Origin of the sequence: Sphingobacterium sp. MYb382 (assembly GCF_037572665.1) — a bacterium.
Taxonomy (GTDB): Bacteria; Bacteroidota; Bacteroidia; order Sphingobacteriales; family Sphingobacteriaceae; genus Sphingobacterium.
Window position 1 is genome coordinate 40,871 of the sequence record NZ_JBBGZT010000024.1, and the last position, 15,709, is coordinate 56,579.

19 protein-coding genes are annotated in these 15,709 nt (G+C 39.1%); 2 read left to right on the forward strand and 17 right to left on the reverse strand.

Annotated features, from left to right (window positions below; all coding sequences use genetic code 11):
- Position 1 precedes the first annotated feature (1 nt).
- Entirely contained in the window at positions 2–484 is a 483-nt protein-coding gene (locus tag WH223_RS10810; protein WP_340047654.1) for a hypothetical protein, read from the forward strand.
- 8 nt (positions 485–492) lie between these two features.
- Here the strand turns inward: WH223_RS10810 and WH223_RS10815 are convergent, their stop codons facing one another.
- The 10 genes from WH223_RS10815 to WH223_RS10860 all read right to left on the reverse strand — a co-directional run bounded on the left by WH223_RS10815 (position 493) and on the right by WH223_RS10860 (position 10,078).
- Complete coding sequence (locus WH223_RS10815; RefSeq protein ID WP_340047655.1) at positions 493–1,260, reverse strand: DUF3050 domain-containing protein; 768 nt, start codon at positions 1,258–1,260, stop codon at positions 493–495.
- Between the two features lie 94 nt (positions 1,261–1,354).
- Complete coding sequence (locus WH223_RS10820) at positions 1,355–2,071, reverse strand: 16S rRNA (uracil(1498)-N(3))-methyltransferase (protein WP_340047656.1); 717 nt, start codon at positions 2,069–2,071, stop codon at positions 1,355–1,357.
- Positions 2,072–2,080: 9 nt separating this feature from the next.
- The gene (locus WH223_RS10825) at positions 2,081–3,397 is read right to left on the reverse strand and encodes a hemolysin family protein (RefSeq protein ID WP_340047657.1); all 1,317 of its coding nucleotides are present in this window, start codon (positions 3,395–3,397) and stop codon (positions 2,081–2,083) included.
- A 10-nt stretch (positions 3,398–3,407) separates the two neighbouring features.
- Positions 3,408–3,950, reverse strand: a complete 543-nt coding sequence (locus WH223_RS10830; RefSeq protein ID WP_340047658.1) for an inorganic diphosphatase — start codon at positions 3,948–3,950, stop codon at positions 3,408–3,410.
- A gap of 8 nt (positions 3,951–3,958) precedes the next feature.
- Complete coding sequence (locus tag WH223_RS10835; RefSeq protein WP_340047659.1) at positions 3,959–4,603, reverse strand: DedA family protein; 645 nt, start codon at positions 4,601–4,603, stop codon at positions 3,959–3,961.
- A 58-nt stretch (positions 4,604–4,661) separates the two neighbouring features.
- Positions 4,662–5,084, reverse strand: coding sequence for an HIT family protein (locus WH223_RS10840; RefSeq protein ID WP_340047660.1), 423 nt, complete (start codon positions 5,082–5,084; stop codon positions 4,662–4,664).
- A gap of 126 nt (positions 5,085–5,210) precedes the next feature.
- Positions 5,211–5,684: a transcription elongation factor GreA gene (gene greA / locus WH223_RS10845; protein ID WP_340047661.1), complete on the reverse strand. Its 474-nt coding sequence runs from the start codon at positions 5,682–5,684 to the stop codon at positions 5,211–5,213.
- 125 nt (positions 5,685–5,809) lie between these two features.
- On the reverse strand, positions 5,810–6,505 hold the full coding sequence (locus WH223_RS10850; protein WP_340047662.1) for a response regulator transcription factor: 696 nt from the start codon (positions 6,503–6,505) through the stop codon (positions 5,810–5,812).
- Positions 6,506–6,510: 5 nt separating this feature from the next.
- A complete protein-coding gene (locus WH223_RS10855) occupies positions 6,511–8,184 on the reverse strand; it encodes a sensor histidine kinase (RefSeq protein WP_340047663.1) in 1,674 nt (557 codons plus the stop codon).
- Position 8,185: 1 nt separating this feature from the next.
- A complete protein-coding gene (locus tag WH223_RS10860) occupies positions 8,186–10,078 on the reverse strand; it encodes a S9 family peptidase (protein WP_340047664.1) in 1,893 nt (630 codons plus the stop codon).
- A 143-nt stretch (positions 10,079–10,221) separates the two neighbouring features.
- On the opposite strand from WH223_RS10860, the gene WH223_RS10865 reads away from it, so the two are divergent.
- Positions 10,222–10,512: a DUF4286 family protein gene (locus WH223_RS10865; protein WP_340047665.1), complete on the forward strand. Its 291-nt coding sequence runs from the start codon at positions 10,222–10,224 to the stop codon at positions 10,510–10,512.
- Here the strand turns inward: WH223_RS10865 and WH223_RS10870 are convergent.
- The 7 genes from WH223_RS10870 to WH223_RS10900 all read right to left on the reverse strand — a co-directional run bounded on the left by WH223_RS10870 (position 10,509) and on the right by WH223_RS10900 (position 15,657).
- A complete protein-coding gene (locus WH223_RS10870) occupies positions 10,509–10,916 on the reverse strand; it encodes a DUF983 domain-containing protein (protein ID WP_340047667.1) in 408 nt (135 codons plus the stop codon). The genes WH223_RS10865 and WH223_RS10870 overlap by 4 nt on opposite strands.
- Before the next feature lie 4 nt (positions 10,917–10,920).
- Positions 10,921–11,190, reverse strand: a complete 270-nt coding sequence (locus WH223_RS10875; protein ID WP_340047668.1) for a hypothetical protein — start codon at positions 11,188–11,190, stop codon at positions 10,921–10,923.
- 63 nt (positions 11,191–11,253) lie between these two features.
- Positions 11,254–11,943 (reverse strand): RluA family pseudouridine synthase, encoded by a 690-nt coding sequence (locus tag WH223_RS10880; RefSeq protein WP_340047669.1) that lies wholly within the window; start codon positions 11,941–11,943, stop codon positions 11,254–11,256.
- Between the two features lie 119 nt (positions 11,944–12,062).
- Positions 12,063–13,025, reverse strand: a complete 963-nt coding sequence (locus WH223_RS10885; protein ID WP_340047670.1) for an MlaD family protein — start codon at positions 13,023–13,025, stop codon at positions 12,063–12,065.
- Positions 13,026–13,031: 6 nt separating this feature from the next.
- Positions 13,032–13,805: an ABC transporter ATP-binding protein gene (locus WH223_RS10890; RefSeq protein ID WP_340047671.1), complete on the reverse strand. Its 774-nt coding sequence runs from the start codon at positions 13,803–13,805 to the stop codon at positions 13,032–13,034.
- Between the two features lie 6 nt (positions 13,806–13,811).
- Positions 13,812–14,570: an MlaE family ABC transporter permease gene (locus WH223_RS10895; RefSeq protein WP_340047672.1), complete on the reverse strand. Its 759-nt coding sequence runs from the start codon at positions 14,568–14,570 to the stop codon at positions 13,812–13,814.
- 79 nt (positions 14,571–14,649) lie between these two features.
- A complete protein-coding gene (locus WH223_RS10900; RefSeq protein WP_340047673.1) occupies positions 14,650–15,657 on the reverse strand; it encodes a D-alanine--D-alanine ligase in 1,008 nt (335 codons plus the stop codon).
- Between the last annotated feature and the right edge of the window lie 52 nt (positions 15,658–15,709).

Genomic DNA, 15,709 nt, shown 5'->3' on the forward strand with positions numbered 1-15,709 from the left:
CATGAAAAAAAGTATAATAACCCTATTTATTACGTTGCTTACTTTAGGCATGGCACATGCGCAAATAGGCAAATTCCCTGATTCAAATGTTCCCGATCATACACCGATGATGAATAAAACATGGGAAGCGATAGACAAAATGATGTATAAGGTAACCTATGAAGGAAGCAAAAAAGTATATACACCAACCTATCCACCAGCGCTAAAGGCATTGGAAAATAAAGAAGTGGAATTACCTGGCTACTTGGTACCCCTAAATAGCGGACGTACACACAGCACATTTATGATTTCGGTATTACCCGTTATGCAATGTATGTTTTGTGGTTCCAACGGTATTCCACCGATGGTAGAGGTATTTATGAAAAATGGCTCGGTTAAATTCACAGAAGAGCCTATTAAAGTAAAAGGCCGTATGAAATTTAATCCCGAACCATTAAAAGGAAATGCGGAAATTCAGATTATTGACGCTGTCTTAGTCAAGTAGAAATAAGACTAAGCAAGCGCATCTAAAATGGCATCCCATAATTTTATCCGTTTTTGAAGCGCTTGCTTAGCCACTTGCGTCATCTCTTCCCATTTCTGCTCATCATCTCCTGCTAGCTCATCAATCATCTTCATCGCTAGTGGACCATGCTCATCCCCATCAAGCTCGATATGACGCTGGAAATAGTAAACAAAATGCTCCAAAGCCACGGCTGGAAAACGTTGTTGTATCTCTTTTAAAATAGAAGTAAACATATCTGGAATAAGATCCTCACGACCAAATGTGAAGGCAGAAGCAACTTCGTGTGGTTTTCCTTTCAAGGCTACCTCAAAGGTGAAACGTAGAAAATCCTGAATGCGCACATCTAAGCCTGATTCATCAATACTTTTAAAGATATCTTGATTAGCCTGTACCTGCTTCAGAAAATTCTGTACCGTTGCTGTATCTGCCCCCATACGCTCCATAGCGTCGAGGTACATTTCAAAGTGACTCAAACGACGACCATCTACGTATTCGTCGGACTCCTCAGCCAATACAATTTCATTAATTAAATAACGTGTTGTTGGATAGGTACTAGCAAACCAAGGTACCGTTGTACATGTAAGCTGAATCTGTAGTGCTTTTAATAGCGACATAAAATCCCAAACAGCATACACATGGCCTTCTGTAAAACTGCGTAGATGATCTATCTCATGAATCTTCGCATACAAAGGGTGTTGAAGCAAAGATTCGCGCTCCGGCGCTATGGCCGTGTTGATTGCTGTAATTCTATCCATGGCACAAAAGTAAGTGCTTCTTACTATTTATACGAAAAGAATAGAAATTATGGCAAAAAGATGAGTGAAGCCCCTCCTTCGGGGCTATATAAAATTAACGGTTGAGTACAGATGCTTCCAAACAGCTCATCAAAGCTGCAGTCTCTGTACGTAGCCTGTTATCGCCTAAAGAGATAGGCTGAAAGCCTGCGGCTAATGCCTGCTGGATTTCCTCTGTTGAGAAATCACCCTCAGGACCAATAAGGATAAGGTACTTTTCCTTTGGCTTGCATACATCTGCAAGATAAGACTTAGTACCATCTTCGCAGTGAGCAATCATTTTCGTCACACCTTCAACGGTAGACTGTTGTTTTAAAAATTGGGTAAAGGTAATTGCAGGATTAACTTTCGGCATATAGGCCTTCAACGATTGCTTCATCGCTGAAATAACCACCTTATTCAGACGGTCGACCTTTACTTCCTTACGTTCTGAATGTGCAGAAATAATAGGGCTGATTTCTTGAATACCAACCTCCGTTGCTTTTTCCAAAAACCACTCGATACGATCAATATTCTTCGTGGGCGCTACCGCCACATGTAACGAATAACTAGACTCCTTATAATTGGTCTCTACGGCATCAATATGCAAAACGGTACGTTTTGGATGTGGATCCAAAATCGTAGCGTCATACCATCCACCTCTACCATCAATAAGCTGAACTTTATCTCCCTGCACTAAGCGCAACACACGAACAGCGTGCTTACTCTCCTCCTCACTCAAGATAAATTGCTTATGATGAGGTTCAATATCTGCTGTATAAAACAAATGCATAGTTAACTGTTAATCTTTACTCGAATCATCGTCCGCACGCTCCACCAAATCCAACTTCACAAATTCAATATTTTGCTGTGTTTTTTTGATGATGGTGAAAGAATAACCTTCCACTTCCATACGTTCGCCAACATCAGGTATTTTTTCAAAATAGTGACTCACCAAACCAGCAATGGTATCATAGTCAGAGCTCTCTGGCAATGACAAAGGCAAATAGCCATTGGCATCATGCACACTAGAGCCTGCATCGACCATATACTCCGTTTCAGAGATGCGTTCCACTACAGGTGTTTCCTCATCGTACTCATCCTGAATCTCACCAACAAGCTCTTCGACGATATCTTCCAAAGTCACCATACCTGCTGTTCCACCGAACTCATCCAAGACAATTGCGATTTGAATACGTTTCAATTGAAACTCCGTCATCAAGTCGTTAATCTTCTTCGTCTCCGGAATGAAGTAAGGCTTACGCATGATATCTTTTAAGACTACTTCTTTTCCTTTCACAATGATAGGAAGGATATCTTTTGTATGTACAATACCTACAATCTGGTCGATGTTATCATCGTAAATAGGAATACGTGAATATCCCTCTTCGGTAACCGTATTGATAAAGTCTTCGGCCGTATCGGCCATCTCGACAGCAATAATCTTGGTGCGGGGCACCATAATATTTTTTACAATACGCTCATTGAAATCAAATACGTTCTTGATAAGCTCATGCTCCGAAGTATTCAAAGCACCACTTTCCTTTCCTTTTTCCAACAAATATTGAAGCTCCTCGGAAGAGTGGTTAGACTCATGTCCGTGTACTTCAATGCCCATCATGCGGAGTAAAGCGTTGGCGAAGCCATTCAACACCCAAATAATAGGTTTAAAGATGAAATAGAAAAATTGCAACGGCACAGCGATACGCATCGTTGTAGCCACTGGTCGGTGGATAGCAATAGACTTAGGTGCCAACTCACCAAAAACAATATGAAGTACAGTAATAATACTGAAGGCAAGCACGTGACCTAGATTTTTGGAAATCGGTCCCGTCAATTCCACATTGAAAAGCCCAAAGAACTCTTGGACGATCTGTGTCATTACAGCCTCTCCCACCCAACCAAGGGCAAGAGAAGCTAATGTTATTCCTAACTGCGTTGCAGCAAGATAGCCATCTAAATGATCTGTAATATTTTTTGCTATTTTAGCAACTTTACTCCCAGATTTAGCTTGAAGCTCAATCTGCGAGGCCCGAACTTTAACAATGGCAAACTCCGCTGCTACGAAAAAACCGTTAGCTGCTACCAAAAATATCGTCCAGAAAATGTCGAGGCCCATGCGTTATCGCTTATTTATTGTTGAATGTCTCGTTATACAAAGCAATACTCTCTAAAAGAACTTGCTGTGCTTTTTCGCGGTTTTCAACACCTTGAACGATCACTTCTTTCTTTTCTAAAGCTTTGTAACTTTCAAAAAATTGAACAATCTCTTTCATTACATGAGGAGCTAACTGTTCAACATCGTTAATATAGTTATAAGTTGGGTCATTCTTAGCTACAGCGATAAGCTTATCATCTTGCTCACCACCATCAACCATGTGCATAACACCAATAATTTTTGCATCTACCAATGTCATCGGTATAATGTCTACCGAGCAGATCACTAAGATATCCAAAGGATCTTTATCATCGCAGTATGTTTGCGGAATAAAACCGTAGTTTGCTGGATATACAACAGAAGAACTCAATACACGATCCAATAATAAAAGACCGGTTTCTTTGTCTAATTCATATTTCCCTTTTGAACCATTGCTAATTTCAATAATTGCATTCACGGAATTTGGCACATCACTTCCAGGAGATATTTGGTGCCAAGGATTTTGTTTACTCATTTAAAATATTACTGTTTATTTTGTTTTCTTATTCTTAACCATCGTTTTAAAAGCGCAATAGCAATAGGTAAAAAGGCAACTGCGATTAATCCAACGATGATATATTCTACATAATTAATGATGCCAGGAAACTCTACCCCAAGAAAATAGCCCGATAATGTTAATAGGCTCACCCATAAGAATGCGCCAAAAATATTATAAATGACAAATTTTCTGAAATTAAGTTTTACAACGCCAGCAAATATAGGCGCAAATGTACGAATAATAGGAACAAAGCGCCCTATGATTAAGGCTGTTCCACCATATTTCTGATAAAACTCCTCCGCCATGATTACGTACTTACGTTTAAAGAGAAAGGAATCTTTCCGTTTGAAAAGCATGGGCCCCGTTCGATAACCAAACCAATAGCCCGTAAAATTCCCGAGTATACCGGCGGCAAGAATACCAAAATACATGGTAACGATATCGACATCTATTTTTCCTAAGGCACAAAAAAGTCCCGCCAAAAACAAAAGATAATCTCCTGGTAAGAAAAAGCCAAAAAACAATCCTGTTTCAGCAAAGACAATCAACACAACAATATAGAACCCACCATGACTCAGTAAGTGCGCGGGATCCATTAATTGCTGGAACGATAGCCACAAATCTTGCATATTTTCTAGTTAAAAGTTTGTAAAGAAGGATTCCTCAACGTTAGTAAGGATTTCGTAATTATTCAGCATCCGTGGGGTTGGTTACAGCAGAAATTGCTAAACGGATATCTTCAGCTATCTGGGTCATTTCATCTTCTGGAAGACTTAATTTAGGTCTTGAAAAATCCATATCCTGAATAGCATTTAAAGGGATAAGGTGAATATGCGCATGAGCGACCTCTAAGCCTACCACAGCAACACCTACTTTAAGACAAGGGAATACTTTTCGAATACCTTGAGCGACGATTTTCGCAAAAACCCACATGCCCATGTATTCATCGTCGTTAATATCAAAAATATAATCCGTTTCCTTTTTAGGGATAACCAACACGTGCCCGCGTGTCAATGGACTAATGTCCAAAAAGGCTAAATAATCATTGCTCTCCGCAACTTTATAAGCAGGAATCTCACCGGAAACGATCTTTGAAAAAATTGTTGACATATCTTATCTATTTTAAGAAACCTAACAAATATAAAAAAACGGTTGCAACAATTTGCAACCGTTTTCAGAATTCTCATATTGATAGTATGCACGGTTATGGCAAAACCGCGCATAACCTACTGAAATCTAACGGTAGATTTCCAAGATTTCAAATTCCATTACTCCTACTGGAGCTTCAATCTGTGCTACATCTCCTACTGATTTTCCAAGTAAGCCCTGAGCAATAGGTGATTTCACAGAAATCTTGCCTGACTTCAAATCTGCTTCTGTTTCAGAAACCAATTGGTAAGTCATTACGGAGTTATTCTTTTTATTTTTCAACTTCACATAAGATAAAGCCAAAACTTTAGATGTATCTAATGTTGATTCGTCAATAAGACGTGCGCTAGATAACACTTCTTCTAGCTTAGCAATCTTTGTTTCATGCAAGCCTTGAGCCTCTTTAGCGGCGTCATACTCTGCATTTTCGGATAAATCGCCTTTATCACGAGCTTCAGCAATAGCCTTCGCGATATTGATTCTACCCTCAGATTTTAGATAGTGTAACTCTTGTTTCAACTTATCTAAACCCTCTTGTGTGTAATAAGTTACTTCTGCCATATTTATACTTTTATTTTATTTTCTAAAATTCAAAAAAAAGACAAGACCATACTGCCCTTCATCTGGACAACATGGTCTTGCACGTTATTTGCTAAATTAGCAATCAGCTCTTACAAAAGCAAATTTTATTTTTCTTCGCTATCCACGAATTTATAGCCTAAACCTCTTACCGTTTGTAAAAAGTATGGTTTGTCTGGATTAGCCTCAATTTTCTTACGTAAACGCACAACATGCATATCCAACGTACGTGTGTTCACATTAGAACTATAACCCCATACCACTTCCATAAGCTCTTCACGGGTGATCTCTTTACCTATATTTTGTAAGAAATATAGTAAAATACGATTCTCCAAAATAGTCAATTCTATTTTCTTGCCATCGCGAATCAACGAGTGGATATTAGGGTGATGCTCTGTGCTACCAAAGGTGTACACATCGTTGCTCTTCGGCAAGAAGAAGCGAACTTTATTTTCAATCATAGCCACTAAAACATCCATATTAAATGGCTTAGTGATATAATCGGTAACCCCATAGCTATAGGCGTCAATTTTATCTACATCCTGCGACTTTGCCGTCATCATGATGATAATATTTTCAAAGCCTGCTTTACGCACAGACTCGCATACTGCTATACCTTCTTTGCCAGGCAACATCCAGTCTAACAGAACGACATCTGGTCGATCTTGGAGAATCAATGCCTCCGCATCTTGACCGTTTCCGGCCTGCACGACTTTATAACCTTCGGTCTGCAAACGATGTGTAACTAAGAACCGTAGGTTCTCGTCGTCTTCAACAACTGCAATAGTGATGTCTTTACTCATGATAGTTAAATCTTTTTTGGACCTAGTGGTAGAAATAAAATAAAAGTAGTACCCTCATTCAGCACACTCTCAATCTTTATCTCTCCCCCCATAAAATCAACAATTTCTTTACAAAAAGCCAATCCCAAGCCTATACTTCCTTGCTGATTGAATTGGTTTTTTACCCTATAAAACTTTTTAAAAATACTATTAAATTCCTTTTTATTTATACCTATTCCGCGATCTTTGAACTTAATAACAAAATTCTTTTTATTTTGTTGCACATCGATATGCAGATACTTACGCTGCGGCTCGGAATACTTATAGGCATTATCAATTAAATTCTGAAAAACACTCTGCAACAAGGTGGTATCCACCATCATATCATGCTGAATCTGAATTTTATACGAAAAATTAAAATCCGGATATTTCAACTTGACAGCAGCAAAAATAGGCTCACAAAATTGAACGACATCCACCTGCTCCTTGTTTGCTTTTATCGCTTTATTCTCAATCTGCGCAAAAGATAGTAGTTTGTTCATTAAGCTGTTTAGTTTATCAGCCTCCTGATCCAAAATTTTGCCATACATCTTTTGCTCACTAATAGACAGCTTATCACCACTCTGTATATTATTTCCAGCAATTTTTATCACACTAACAGGTGTCTTAAACTCATGCGTCAGGTTGTTGATGAAATCATACTGTAGCTGAAACAGCTTCTTATTGATAATCACATTGCGATAAATTAAATACGATATCGACAGCAAGATTAAATAAATCAATGATATACCAAGACTAACTGGAAAAAATCTTCTATTTATTTCCTTATTTATAAAACGCTCAGAGCTCACATACTGCAACTTATAGTCCGACAGTGCGTTGGGCAGCGCCAGCTCCGTTTCCCAATAATAACGTTGATCTGTGACATTTCCCGACACAATGGGTACTACCATAATCTTCTCATACAAATTGGGTACCACATTCTTAATTTTTATCCTATTAGGATTAATTACAAACATGAATAAGTCTTGGTCATAGGCCATTTTCGGCATATCTGCCAAGAGCATCATACGCTTGTAAGCCAATAAGTCTGTCACCCGCGGAATATTCATATACGAAACCTTCCCCGCTCCCATCGCATAAAAGACCTTGTAGATGTCGGTGTCTGTCATCGTTGTCGAATCGGTAACCCCATCCAAGAAGCCAACAAACTTAAGAACCATGCTATTAAAATCTTCAACATAATCCTGAACACCGGCACTATTCTTCCTTTCAGCAATAAATTTATTTTCTTTATTCAACACAAAGGAAATAATGCTTTTCGGATATACCATCAAGTGGTTGTACTTAATCCCTTTTTCGACAGAGTCTGAGTTGGTAACCGTCACATCATAGAAAAGGACTTTCTCTACAAAGGGATTTTTACGCAACACATCATTCGCATAGTCGGATGCTTTCACCGAGTCTAAGAAACCTTGGTAATACGATATCTCCGGAATCTTATCGTTAAAAAACTCGTTGAAAGGCTGTACCGATTGGTCCAGCACTTCTACTTTGCGGTTGTTAAACTCACTCTCCACTAAATTGGCAAGCATCGTACGTGCAAAAATCATGGCCCCAATAAAAAGCAAGGTCACCAGCACCATAAAGGCAACCAGCAAACCAAAAATTTTGCGATATTTTAACTGATTGTATCCCAAACTACTTCAAATATTCCTTTAAAAATGTCTCCACCTCTTGGTAATAATTAACTACGTTTTCCTCATTTCTAAAACGTCTACCTTCCTCTTCACGATACAAGTATCGAACGGGGATATTATTATTCTTCAAACGTTGCACAAACTGATTTGCATCCATCAAGGAGCTATAAGCATCTTTCCCTCCTTGTGCGAAAAGCACAGGTATTTTAACCTTATCGGCATGAAAAACAGGAGAAATAGCCTTAAACATATCATACTCTTTAACCGGGTTTCCTATAATTTTATAGAACAACTTAGCATACTGCTGTTGGTAAGGCGGAATCTCTTTAAGATAAGTAAAAAGATTCGTATAACCCGACATGGAAATTGCGCACTTATAAAAAGAAGAATTGTAGGTCGCAGCATGCAATGCGGAATAGCCACCAAAACCTGTCCCCATAATAGCGACCTTATTTTTATCAACTATCCCTTGATGAATCAGCCAAGTGACACCATCGATGATATCCGTCTGAATTTTACCACCCCACTGTTTGAAACCAGCAGCCCAAAATTTCTTACCATAGCCCGACGACCCTCTATAATTTAGCTGAAATACTAAATACCCTCTATTAGCTAAAAATTGAACCTCAGGATCATAGTTTGCCGTTTCACGGCGATAAGGGCCGTCATGTACCAAAACTACAACGGGCAAATCATCTTTACCCCCCGTCGCAGGATATGTCAGGTAGCCGTGCAGTGTTAAGCCATCTCTACTTTGAAAATTAATAGCCTGTTTTGGTGCCAATGGTGTTTCACCCAGCTTAGGATTGGTCTCCGACAATAAATGAGCTTCGTTAGTACGCACATCATAATGGTAGATACCTCCCGGGTTGACATCCGTTGCTATACGTACAATCCAATTTTGCATCGCATTATCCGTATCAATAATATCAATAGACTGTCCTTTGAACTGTGTAGAGAGGTTTTCAAATTGCTTTTTAAACGTAGTATTAAAAAAATACTTCTCTCCACGATCAATGGTGTACGAACTGTAAATTAACTCTTGCAAATAATGAGAGTAGCCTGAAGATTCTAAATCTACTTCCTCATTGCTATAAATAACGCGTTCTTCATCGCCAGTAGTGCAATTATACTCTACAAGCGCTAGTTTATCGCGGTTCTTATTTGATAGCGCATAAATATTGGTGGATGAGTTCTTCACGAAGCCAATAGGCTCAATAATCGTTTGATAGTCGGTTACAGCCACTTGCTTAAAAGGGTCTTGCTCTCCAGCACGGTACAAGAGGCTTTCTTGAACGCTATCACTGGTTACCGCCAAGCGTACTTTCCCATCCGGGGAAGCAAACCAATTGGATACATTACCTGGATTTTGAGTGACAAGCTGAGGTGCACGTCCATCGACAAAAACTTTATAAAGGTCAAAAACAGAAGAGTCTCTATCATTGAGGGATACCAACAAGTAGTCATCCATTAGTTTTTGTGGTGCTAACCACCGTAGTTTAGCTTTCTTGGTTGGAATAATTTGTTTTTGAACTTCGTTATCTACACCAATAGCATACATACGTAAACTATCCGTCGAAGAATGTGCATTAGAAAAAACAAGCATGGAGTCGGAGGCCCAGAAAAAATACTGAACATTCATATCCGATTGATAAGTTAACTGCTTAGACTTACGCCTGTCGTTTAAGTCTAAAATGAAGATGTTTTTACAGTGGTCGTCTATCCCCAAATAGGCAATACGGCTACCGTCCGGCGAAAGCTTAAAATTCGATTTCTCCGGTTTAACAAAAAAGTTCTCTACAGGAATCAGGCTGCTTGCCCCCTGCTTTTTGCCACATGAAACAAAAGCCAACAGCACGCATCCTATCAAAAAGCAGAAAGAAAATCTTATCATATCTATTCTTTTTCCTATTATCCAGCCAAAGATTATCAATTTTTGATGATTATTAACATATGCAACCTTATTTTTACAGGAATAGCGCTGGGCTCTACAGCGGAAAAACAATTGGCCATCGAAGTTTTTTTATATTTTTGTATATGATTTTATACAATATCTCCATTATTATTGAAGATGGTGCACACCACGATTTATTCAGTTGGTTAAAAAATATGCTACGTGAAATTAGCTATGAGACGAAGTTCTTAAAAATGTTGGACAGTCCGCATGAAGGGTCAACCTACTGTATTCAAGTGATTGCTGCAGATGAAGAGACAATTCAACACTTTCAAACTGACGTCTTACAAACGATACAAGCTTACATCGGAAACAACCACAACGAAAAAGCTTTTATCTTCGACAGCAAGATGCAATATCTTGATTTAGACTAAGCTTCCACTTTCTGTTGCTTAGACGCCTTTATAAAAGAAGGGTTGTACTTCAATTTAGGCGTCAGAAAATGCAATAAAACTAAACGAGAATAACGAAGATTAAACGGAGCAAATAAAACAATTGCTACAAATAGGATACTTACGTACAGCCACGGGGACTCACTATTAGTCAACATGGCTGTCGCCAATCCTAAAGAAACAACCTGTGCCACAGAAAAGGCATAGCTCACATACATAGCGGCATAGAAATAGCCTGGTTCGATTTCAAACTTAAGATCGCAGCTAGGGCAATACTCATGCATATGCTGCTTCTTAAACCCATAAACAGGACCATCGAACATTTTTCCCACGCGGCATCGTGGGCACTTAGACTGGAGTAAGGCCGTAAACTTAGAAATAGCCATATATCTATTCCTGTGTTGGGAAAATCTGTCTAACTTTAGTTTTGCGGTATTTCTTATACCATAGAATACCTATTCCTGCAGCGATAAGATAAGGAATAGCCAATAAGAACAGAATGCCATCATTCAAACCCTTACCTTGGTTATTTCCATCAATCGTACTATTTTCAGCAGTGAGTGAACACATCGCACATTGTGCGGATACCTCCTGAATGGACCCTAGGCCGATAAACAGCACAGCAAAAACAAGCAAAAACGCTAAATATCTAGATTTCATATACAAAAGTATCAAAAAATAATGAGGTCACCTAAATAGACCCTTGTAGAATCTATTTCGTGACTATAATAATACATCAAATTTTTCCCAGAAACCATCATGCGGCAATTGCGCAATTAAAGTCGTTGGTTCTTCCTTAACAGGGTGTACAAATCCTAAAGAACGCGAATGCAAACAAATCGACCGACGCATGCTTCCTCGTGGGTAGCCATACTTATTGTCGCCCACAATCGGACAGCCCATATAGGCTAGTTGACAACGAATCTGGTGGGTTCTACCCGTCAATGGTGTTACTTTCAACAGATAATAACCATCCAGCTCACCGATGACGGCATAGTCTAATTGAGCGAAACTTCCTCCTTTAACTTCACGGTCATATGCTTTGGTGATCATCTTCTTACGATCACGCAACAACCAGTTTTTTAATGTATCCGATTTCTTGTCTGGTTTATTTCGCACCACAGCTAAGTAGCTTTTGGAAACCGTACGATCATGAAACATACGATTCATACGATCCAAAGCTTTGCTCGTCTTTGCAAAGAGAATCATACCACTCACAGGGCGATCCAAACGGTGGATAACACCTAAGAAAGCTGTATTTGGCTTATTGTACTTAACCGTCAAATATTCCTTGACCATATCTTCAAGTGATAAATCACCTGTCGTATCCTCTTGAACGATATCGCCTGCACGTTTATTAATCGCAATTAGGTGGTTATCTTCGTATATAACGTCTTTATCCGTTATTTTCATAGCAAACTATATAATTATGACTAGGCTCCAACGAGCCCAATCTATCTTTCAATCAAATTAAAAAAAGGCAATCTATACAAATTGCCTTATATTCTTTTACACCGAGGGATGTGAACGACTTATTCTTTAGCTTTCTTTTTAAAGTAACCTTTAAATAAGAAATTACTTTGTAAAGCCTTCATATTTTCGTCCAACTTCTCTGTACTGTTATTCAAATTCCTGATGATTTGCTTAATATCATCTGCCGTTGCAGGATCGTTAAGCAAAACACCTACCGCGTTGTCTTTGTCGTTTAACTTTTGCGAAGTAGCGTTTAAATTACCCATCAAGGCAGCTGCCGTTTGTGTAACCCCTTGCAACTGTGCTGCCGACTGGCGTAAACTCGCAAAAACTGCTGTATCAGTCGTTAGGTCGTGAATTAAACCTTGGTTGCCATTCAAACGAGACATTAAAACAGATAAGTTGGTTGTCGCTTTGTTTGCATTAGCCATTGCTTTATCCAATGAACCCATAGAGTTCTTTAGGGAAACAACAATAGAAGAATCCGTCAACAAGGCGCCTACCATTCCTTTTCCGTTAACCATATCTTTGGATAAAAGAGCGAAATTCTTTGTAATCTCTACCAAGTTTTCGTTATTGGCTTGCAGTGTTGCAAACATAGCTTCAGTATCTGTACCGGCGACGGATTTCACGACATCACCACTCTTCAATTCTGGTACAGAACCTGTACCACCAATTAGGTTAACAATAGAATTACCAATCAATCCATCAGAGCCCAACTTAGCGACAACATCCTCACGGATAAAGCTACGGGACTTCTCTTCGATATGCATAACAACCTTTACGTCGTCAATACTCTGAAATGTAATTTCTTTAACGATACCAACTTTAACCCCGGAAAACCAAACATTATTTCCAACTTTCAAGCCTTTCACGTCCTTAAAAAAAGTAGTAATCACTAAATTTTTACTAAACTTGTTTTGCTGTGTGCCGAGCACTAATATTCCTGCAACAAGAATAACTAAACCTACTAAAACAAATAATCCAACGGTTAGCGTGCGCTTCCTTTCGTTCGTACTCATATATCTTTAAACAATAAAATTATAATCATAAAATGGTTTAACACGTTGGTCATCCGTGCTAAAAATCTCTTGGAATGTCCCCTGTCTTTCGAACTTCCCATCTAACAACATCACTATTCGGTTGCCCACCATCTTAGCGCAAGCCAAATCGTGGGTAATAATTATAGAAGATGTATTATAGCGTACCTGAACTTCATTGATTAGCGAATTGACATCCAAACAAGTGATAGGGTCCAATCCCGCTGTAGGCTCATCATAAAGCATAATATCAGGACGTAAAATCAAGGTACGTGCAATACCAATACGTTTACGCTGACCACCAGAAAGTTCCGATGGCATTTGATATTTAGCCTGCGATAGACCAACACCATCCAACACCTCATCAACTTCCTTGTCAATCTCTGCACGTGTCAAATTTCTTTTATTACGAACCAATGGAAACTCTAAGTTTTCCTTAACGGTCATACTATCGTATAAAGCACTATTTTGAAACGAAAAGCCAATACGCTGACGAAGCATACGCAAATCTTTCTCGTTCAAATGATTCACCACCTCTCCCAACACGGTAACATCACCGTTATCAGGCTTCAACAAACCTGAGATAAGTTTAATCAATACCGACTTTCCCGTTCCCGAGCGTCCTAATACGACCAAGTTCTCACGCTCATAGAGCTTCAAATCAACATCGCGCAATACATGTAAATCACCGAAAGACTTGCTTACGCCATCCACGTGGATAACGACTTCATCTTTCTCGATATTTGTTCTACTCTTCTCCATATGAACTTATTCTACCAATGAAAGAATCTGCACAATAAGCAGCTCCTCAATAAATACTAAAAACATGGAGGCTACAACTGCCGAGTTTGCCGCTTTACCAACGCCTTCTGTTCCCTTAGAGGAATAATAACCTACATAAGAACTAGCAAAACCAATTGTAAATCCGAAAACAACAGCACGCAAAACCATGGCGAAAATATCTTTAGGCGCTATCGCCTCGAATACTTGCGTAAAGAAAGCTAAAAAGCTCAAGTCATCCTTTGCTGCTATACTTAAGAAACCACCAAACAAACCAATACCTGCAACATAAAAACAAAGTACAGGAATCATCAATGTAGATGCTAAAATACGCGTAGACACCAAAAACTTCATCGGGTTAGTACCTGACACCTCCATCGCATCAATCTGCTCCGTTACGTTCATGGAGCTTAATTCGGCACCAATCTGCGAACCTATCTTTCCAGAACCAATCAAGGCAGTCACTAAAGGAGCCAAAGCCCGCACAATAGCAATAGATATTAAAGAAGGTAACAAAGAAGTCGCTCCAAACTCTTCTAATGAAGGACGTGATTGCTTTGTAAACACAAATCCTACAATAAAACCCGTTAAACTAATCAACGGGAATGACTTCCACCCTATTTCGTAACACTGCCTAATAATCTCTTTAAATTCATACGGAGGAGATACGACCTCTCTCAGAAAACGCATCATAAAACGATGAATTCGTGCAAATTCGAGTAGCAGATTTTCTATTTTTTGTTTCATTTAATACACTAAGGTGTGGCTAAATATATTTATTCTTTAGGCGTTCATCCTAAAAAAACCTTGCAAAGGTACAAAACTACTAAGAACCGACCAAAGCCGCTTCTATCAGTTCGCTGTAAAATATTGACTCTTTCATCCCGAAAGCACGTACTTGCTGCGGAATAAAACTCTGTGCCGTCTGTCCAGGGATGGTATTTATCTCAATAAAATAAAATTTATCCGTCCCATGTTCTAAAAAGAAATCTACACGAACCATGCCACGACAATCTAAACGCACATAAATCTCCTTAATAATACGTGAGGCACGTGACACTTGTTCAGCATTTAAGTCGGCTGGTGTAATCTCTTCAGTCAAGCCTGGTGTATATTTAGCTTCAAAGTCAAAAAACTCACGTGTTGTTTTCACCTCTGTAGCCGGCAACACGATAAGCTCTCCTTTAGCATTACGATAAATACCTTGCGAAAACTCTCTGCCCGACACAAACTCTTCCACCAATACTTGATGCCCAGTGCCCTCTGCATCGAAAGCTTTATCTAAGGCCTCCTGTAAAGCACCTTGCTCCTTAACTTTAGACATCCCTATACTGCTACCACCAGCATTTGGCTTCACAAAGTAAGGAAGCTTCAAACTGTCCCCAACTAAAGTGGCCCCTTCAGCACGCTGCGAAGCCAACAGTAAAACAGACTCCGCACTATACATATCAGGAATACCTTTCAAGATAGCTTTCGTATAGCCTTTGTTCATCGTTAACGCTGATGTCAACGCACCACAAGAGGTATACGGTAGGCCTATCATATCAAAATAGCCCTGTAAGCGTCCATCTTCTCCTGGAGTACCATGTATAATAATGAAAGCGACATCAAAGGTCACCCTTTCTCCAGCTATCGACAATGAAAAATCACTTTTGTCAATTGGATATTGAATGTCCGCTTCATCTTTATAGTACCAACCTTCTGGTGTTATATATATCGAGTAAATAGCATACCTATCGGTATCCAGATTTTGCGCCACAAAGGCAGCACTCTTTAGAGAAATAACCAACTCCTCTGTATAACCTCCGGTAATTAATGCTAATTTTGTTTTCATTTGTTCGTTTTGATGCTCTTGTGATGCCGCTAATATCAAGAATACCACTTAA

Bases quoted from the DNA above. Each gene is read 5' to 3' on its own strand.
- WH223_RS10825 (WP_340047657.1), bottom strand. From the start codon at position 3,397: ATGGGCCTCGACATTTTCTGGACGATATTTTTGGTAGCAGCTAACGGT.
- WH223_RS10815 (WP_340047655.1), bottom strand. From the start codon at position 1,260: ATGGATAGAATTACAGCAATCAACACGGCCATAGCGCCGGAGCGCGAA.
- WH223_RS10830 (WP_340047658.1), bottom strand. From the start codon at position 3,950: ATGAGTAAACAAAATCCTTGGCACCAAATATCTCCTGGAAGTGATGTG.
- WH223_RS10820 (WP_340047656.1), bottom strand. From the start codon at position 2,071: ATGCATTTGTTTTATACAGCAGATATTGAACCTCATCATAAGCAATTT.
- WH223_RS10890 (WP_340047671.1), bottom strand. From the start codon at position 13,805: ATGGAGAAGAGTAGAACAAATATCGAGAAAGATGAAGTCGTTATCCAC.
- WH223_RS10880 (WP_340047669.1), bottom strand. From the start codon at position 11,943: ATGAAAATAACGGATAAAGACGTTATATACGAAGATAACCACCTAATT.
- WH223_RS10865 (WP_340047665.1), top strand. From the start codon at position 10,222: ATGATTTTATACAATATCTCCATTATTATTGAAGATGGTGCACACCAC.
- WH223_RS10840 (WP_340047660.1), bottom strand. From the start codon at position 5,084: ATGTCAACAATTTTTTCAAAGATCGTTTCCGGTGAGATTCCTGCTTAT.
- WH223_RS10860 (WP_340047664.1), bottom strand. From the start codon at position 10,078: ATGATAAGATTTTCTTTCTGCTTTTTGATAGGATGCGTGCTGTTGGCT.
- WH223_RS10850 (WP_340047662.1), bottom strand. From the start codon at position 6,505: ATGAGTAAAGACATCACTATTGCAGTTGTTGAAGACGACGAGAACCTA.
- WH223_RS10885 (WP_340047670.1), bottom strand. From the start codon at position 13,025: ATGAGTACGAACGAAAGGAAGCGCACGCTAACCGTTGGATTATTTGTT.
- WH223_RS10835 (WP_340047659.1), bottom strand. From the start codon at position 4,603: ATGCAAGATTTGTGGCTATCGTTCCAGCAATTAATGGATCCCGCGCAC.
- WH223_RS10870 (WP_340047667.1), bottom strand. From the start codon at position 10,916: ATGGCTATTTCTAAGTTTACGGCCTTACTCCAGTCTAAGTGCCCACGA.
- WH223_RS10810 (WP_340047654.1), top strand. From the start codon at position 2: ATGAAAAAAAGTATAATAACCCTATTTATTACGTTGCTTACTTTAGGC.
- WH223_RS10895 (WP_340047672.1), bottom strand. From the start codon at position 14,570: ATGAAACAAAAAATAGAAAATCTGCTACTCGAATTTGCACGAATTCAT.
- greA (WP_340047661.1), bottom strand. From the start codon at position 5,684: ATGGCAGAAGTAACTTATTACACACAAGAGGGTTTAGATAAGTTGAAA.
- WH223_RS10875 (WP_340047668.1), bottom strand. From the start codon at position 11,190: ATGAAATCTAGATATTTAGCGTTTTTGCTTGTTTTTGCTGTGCTGTTT.
- WH223_RS10900 (WP_340047673.1), bottom strand. From the start codon at position 15,657: ATGAAAACAAAATTAGCATTAATTACCGGAGGTTATACAGAGGAGTTG.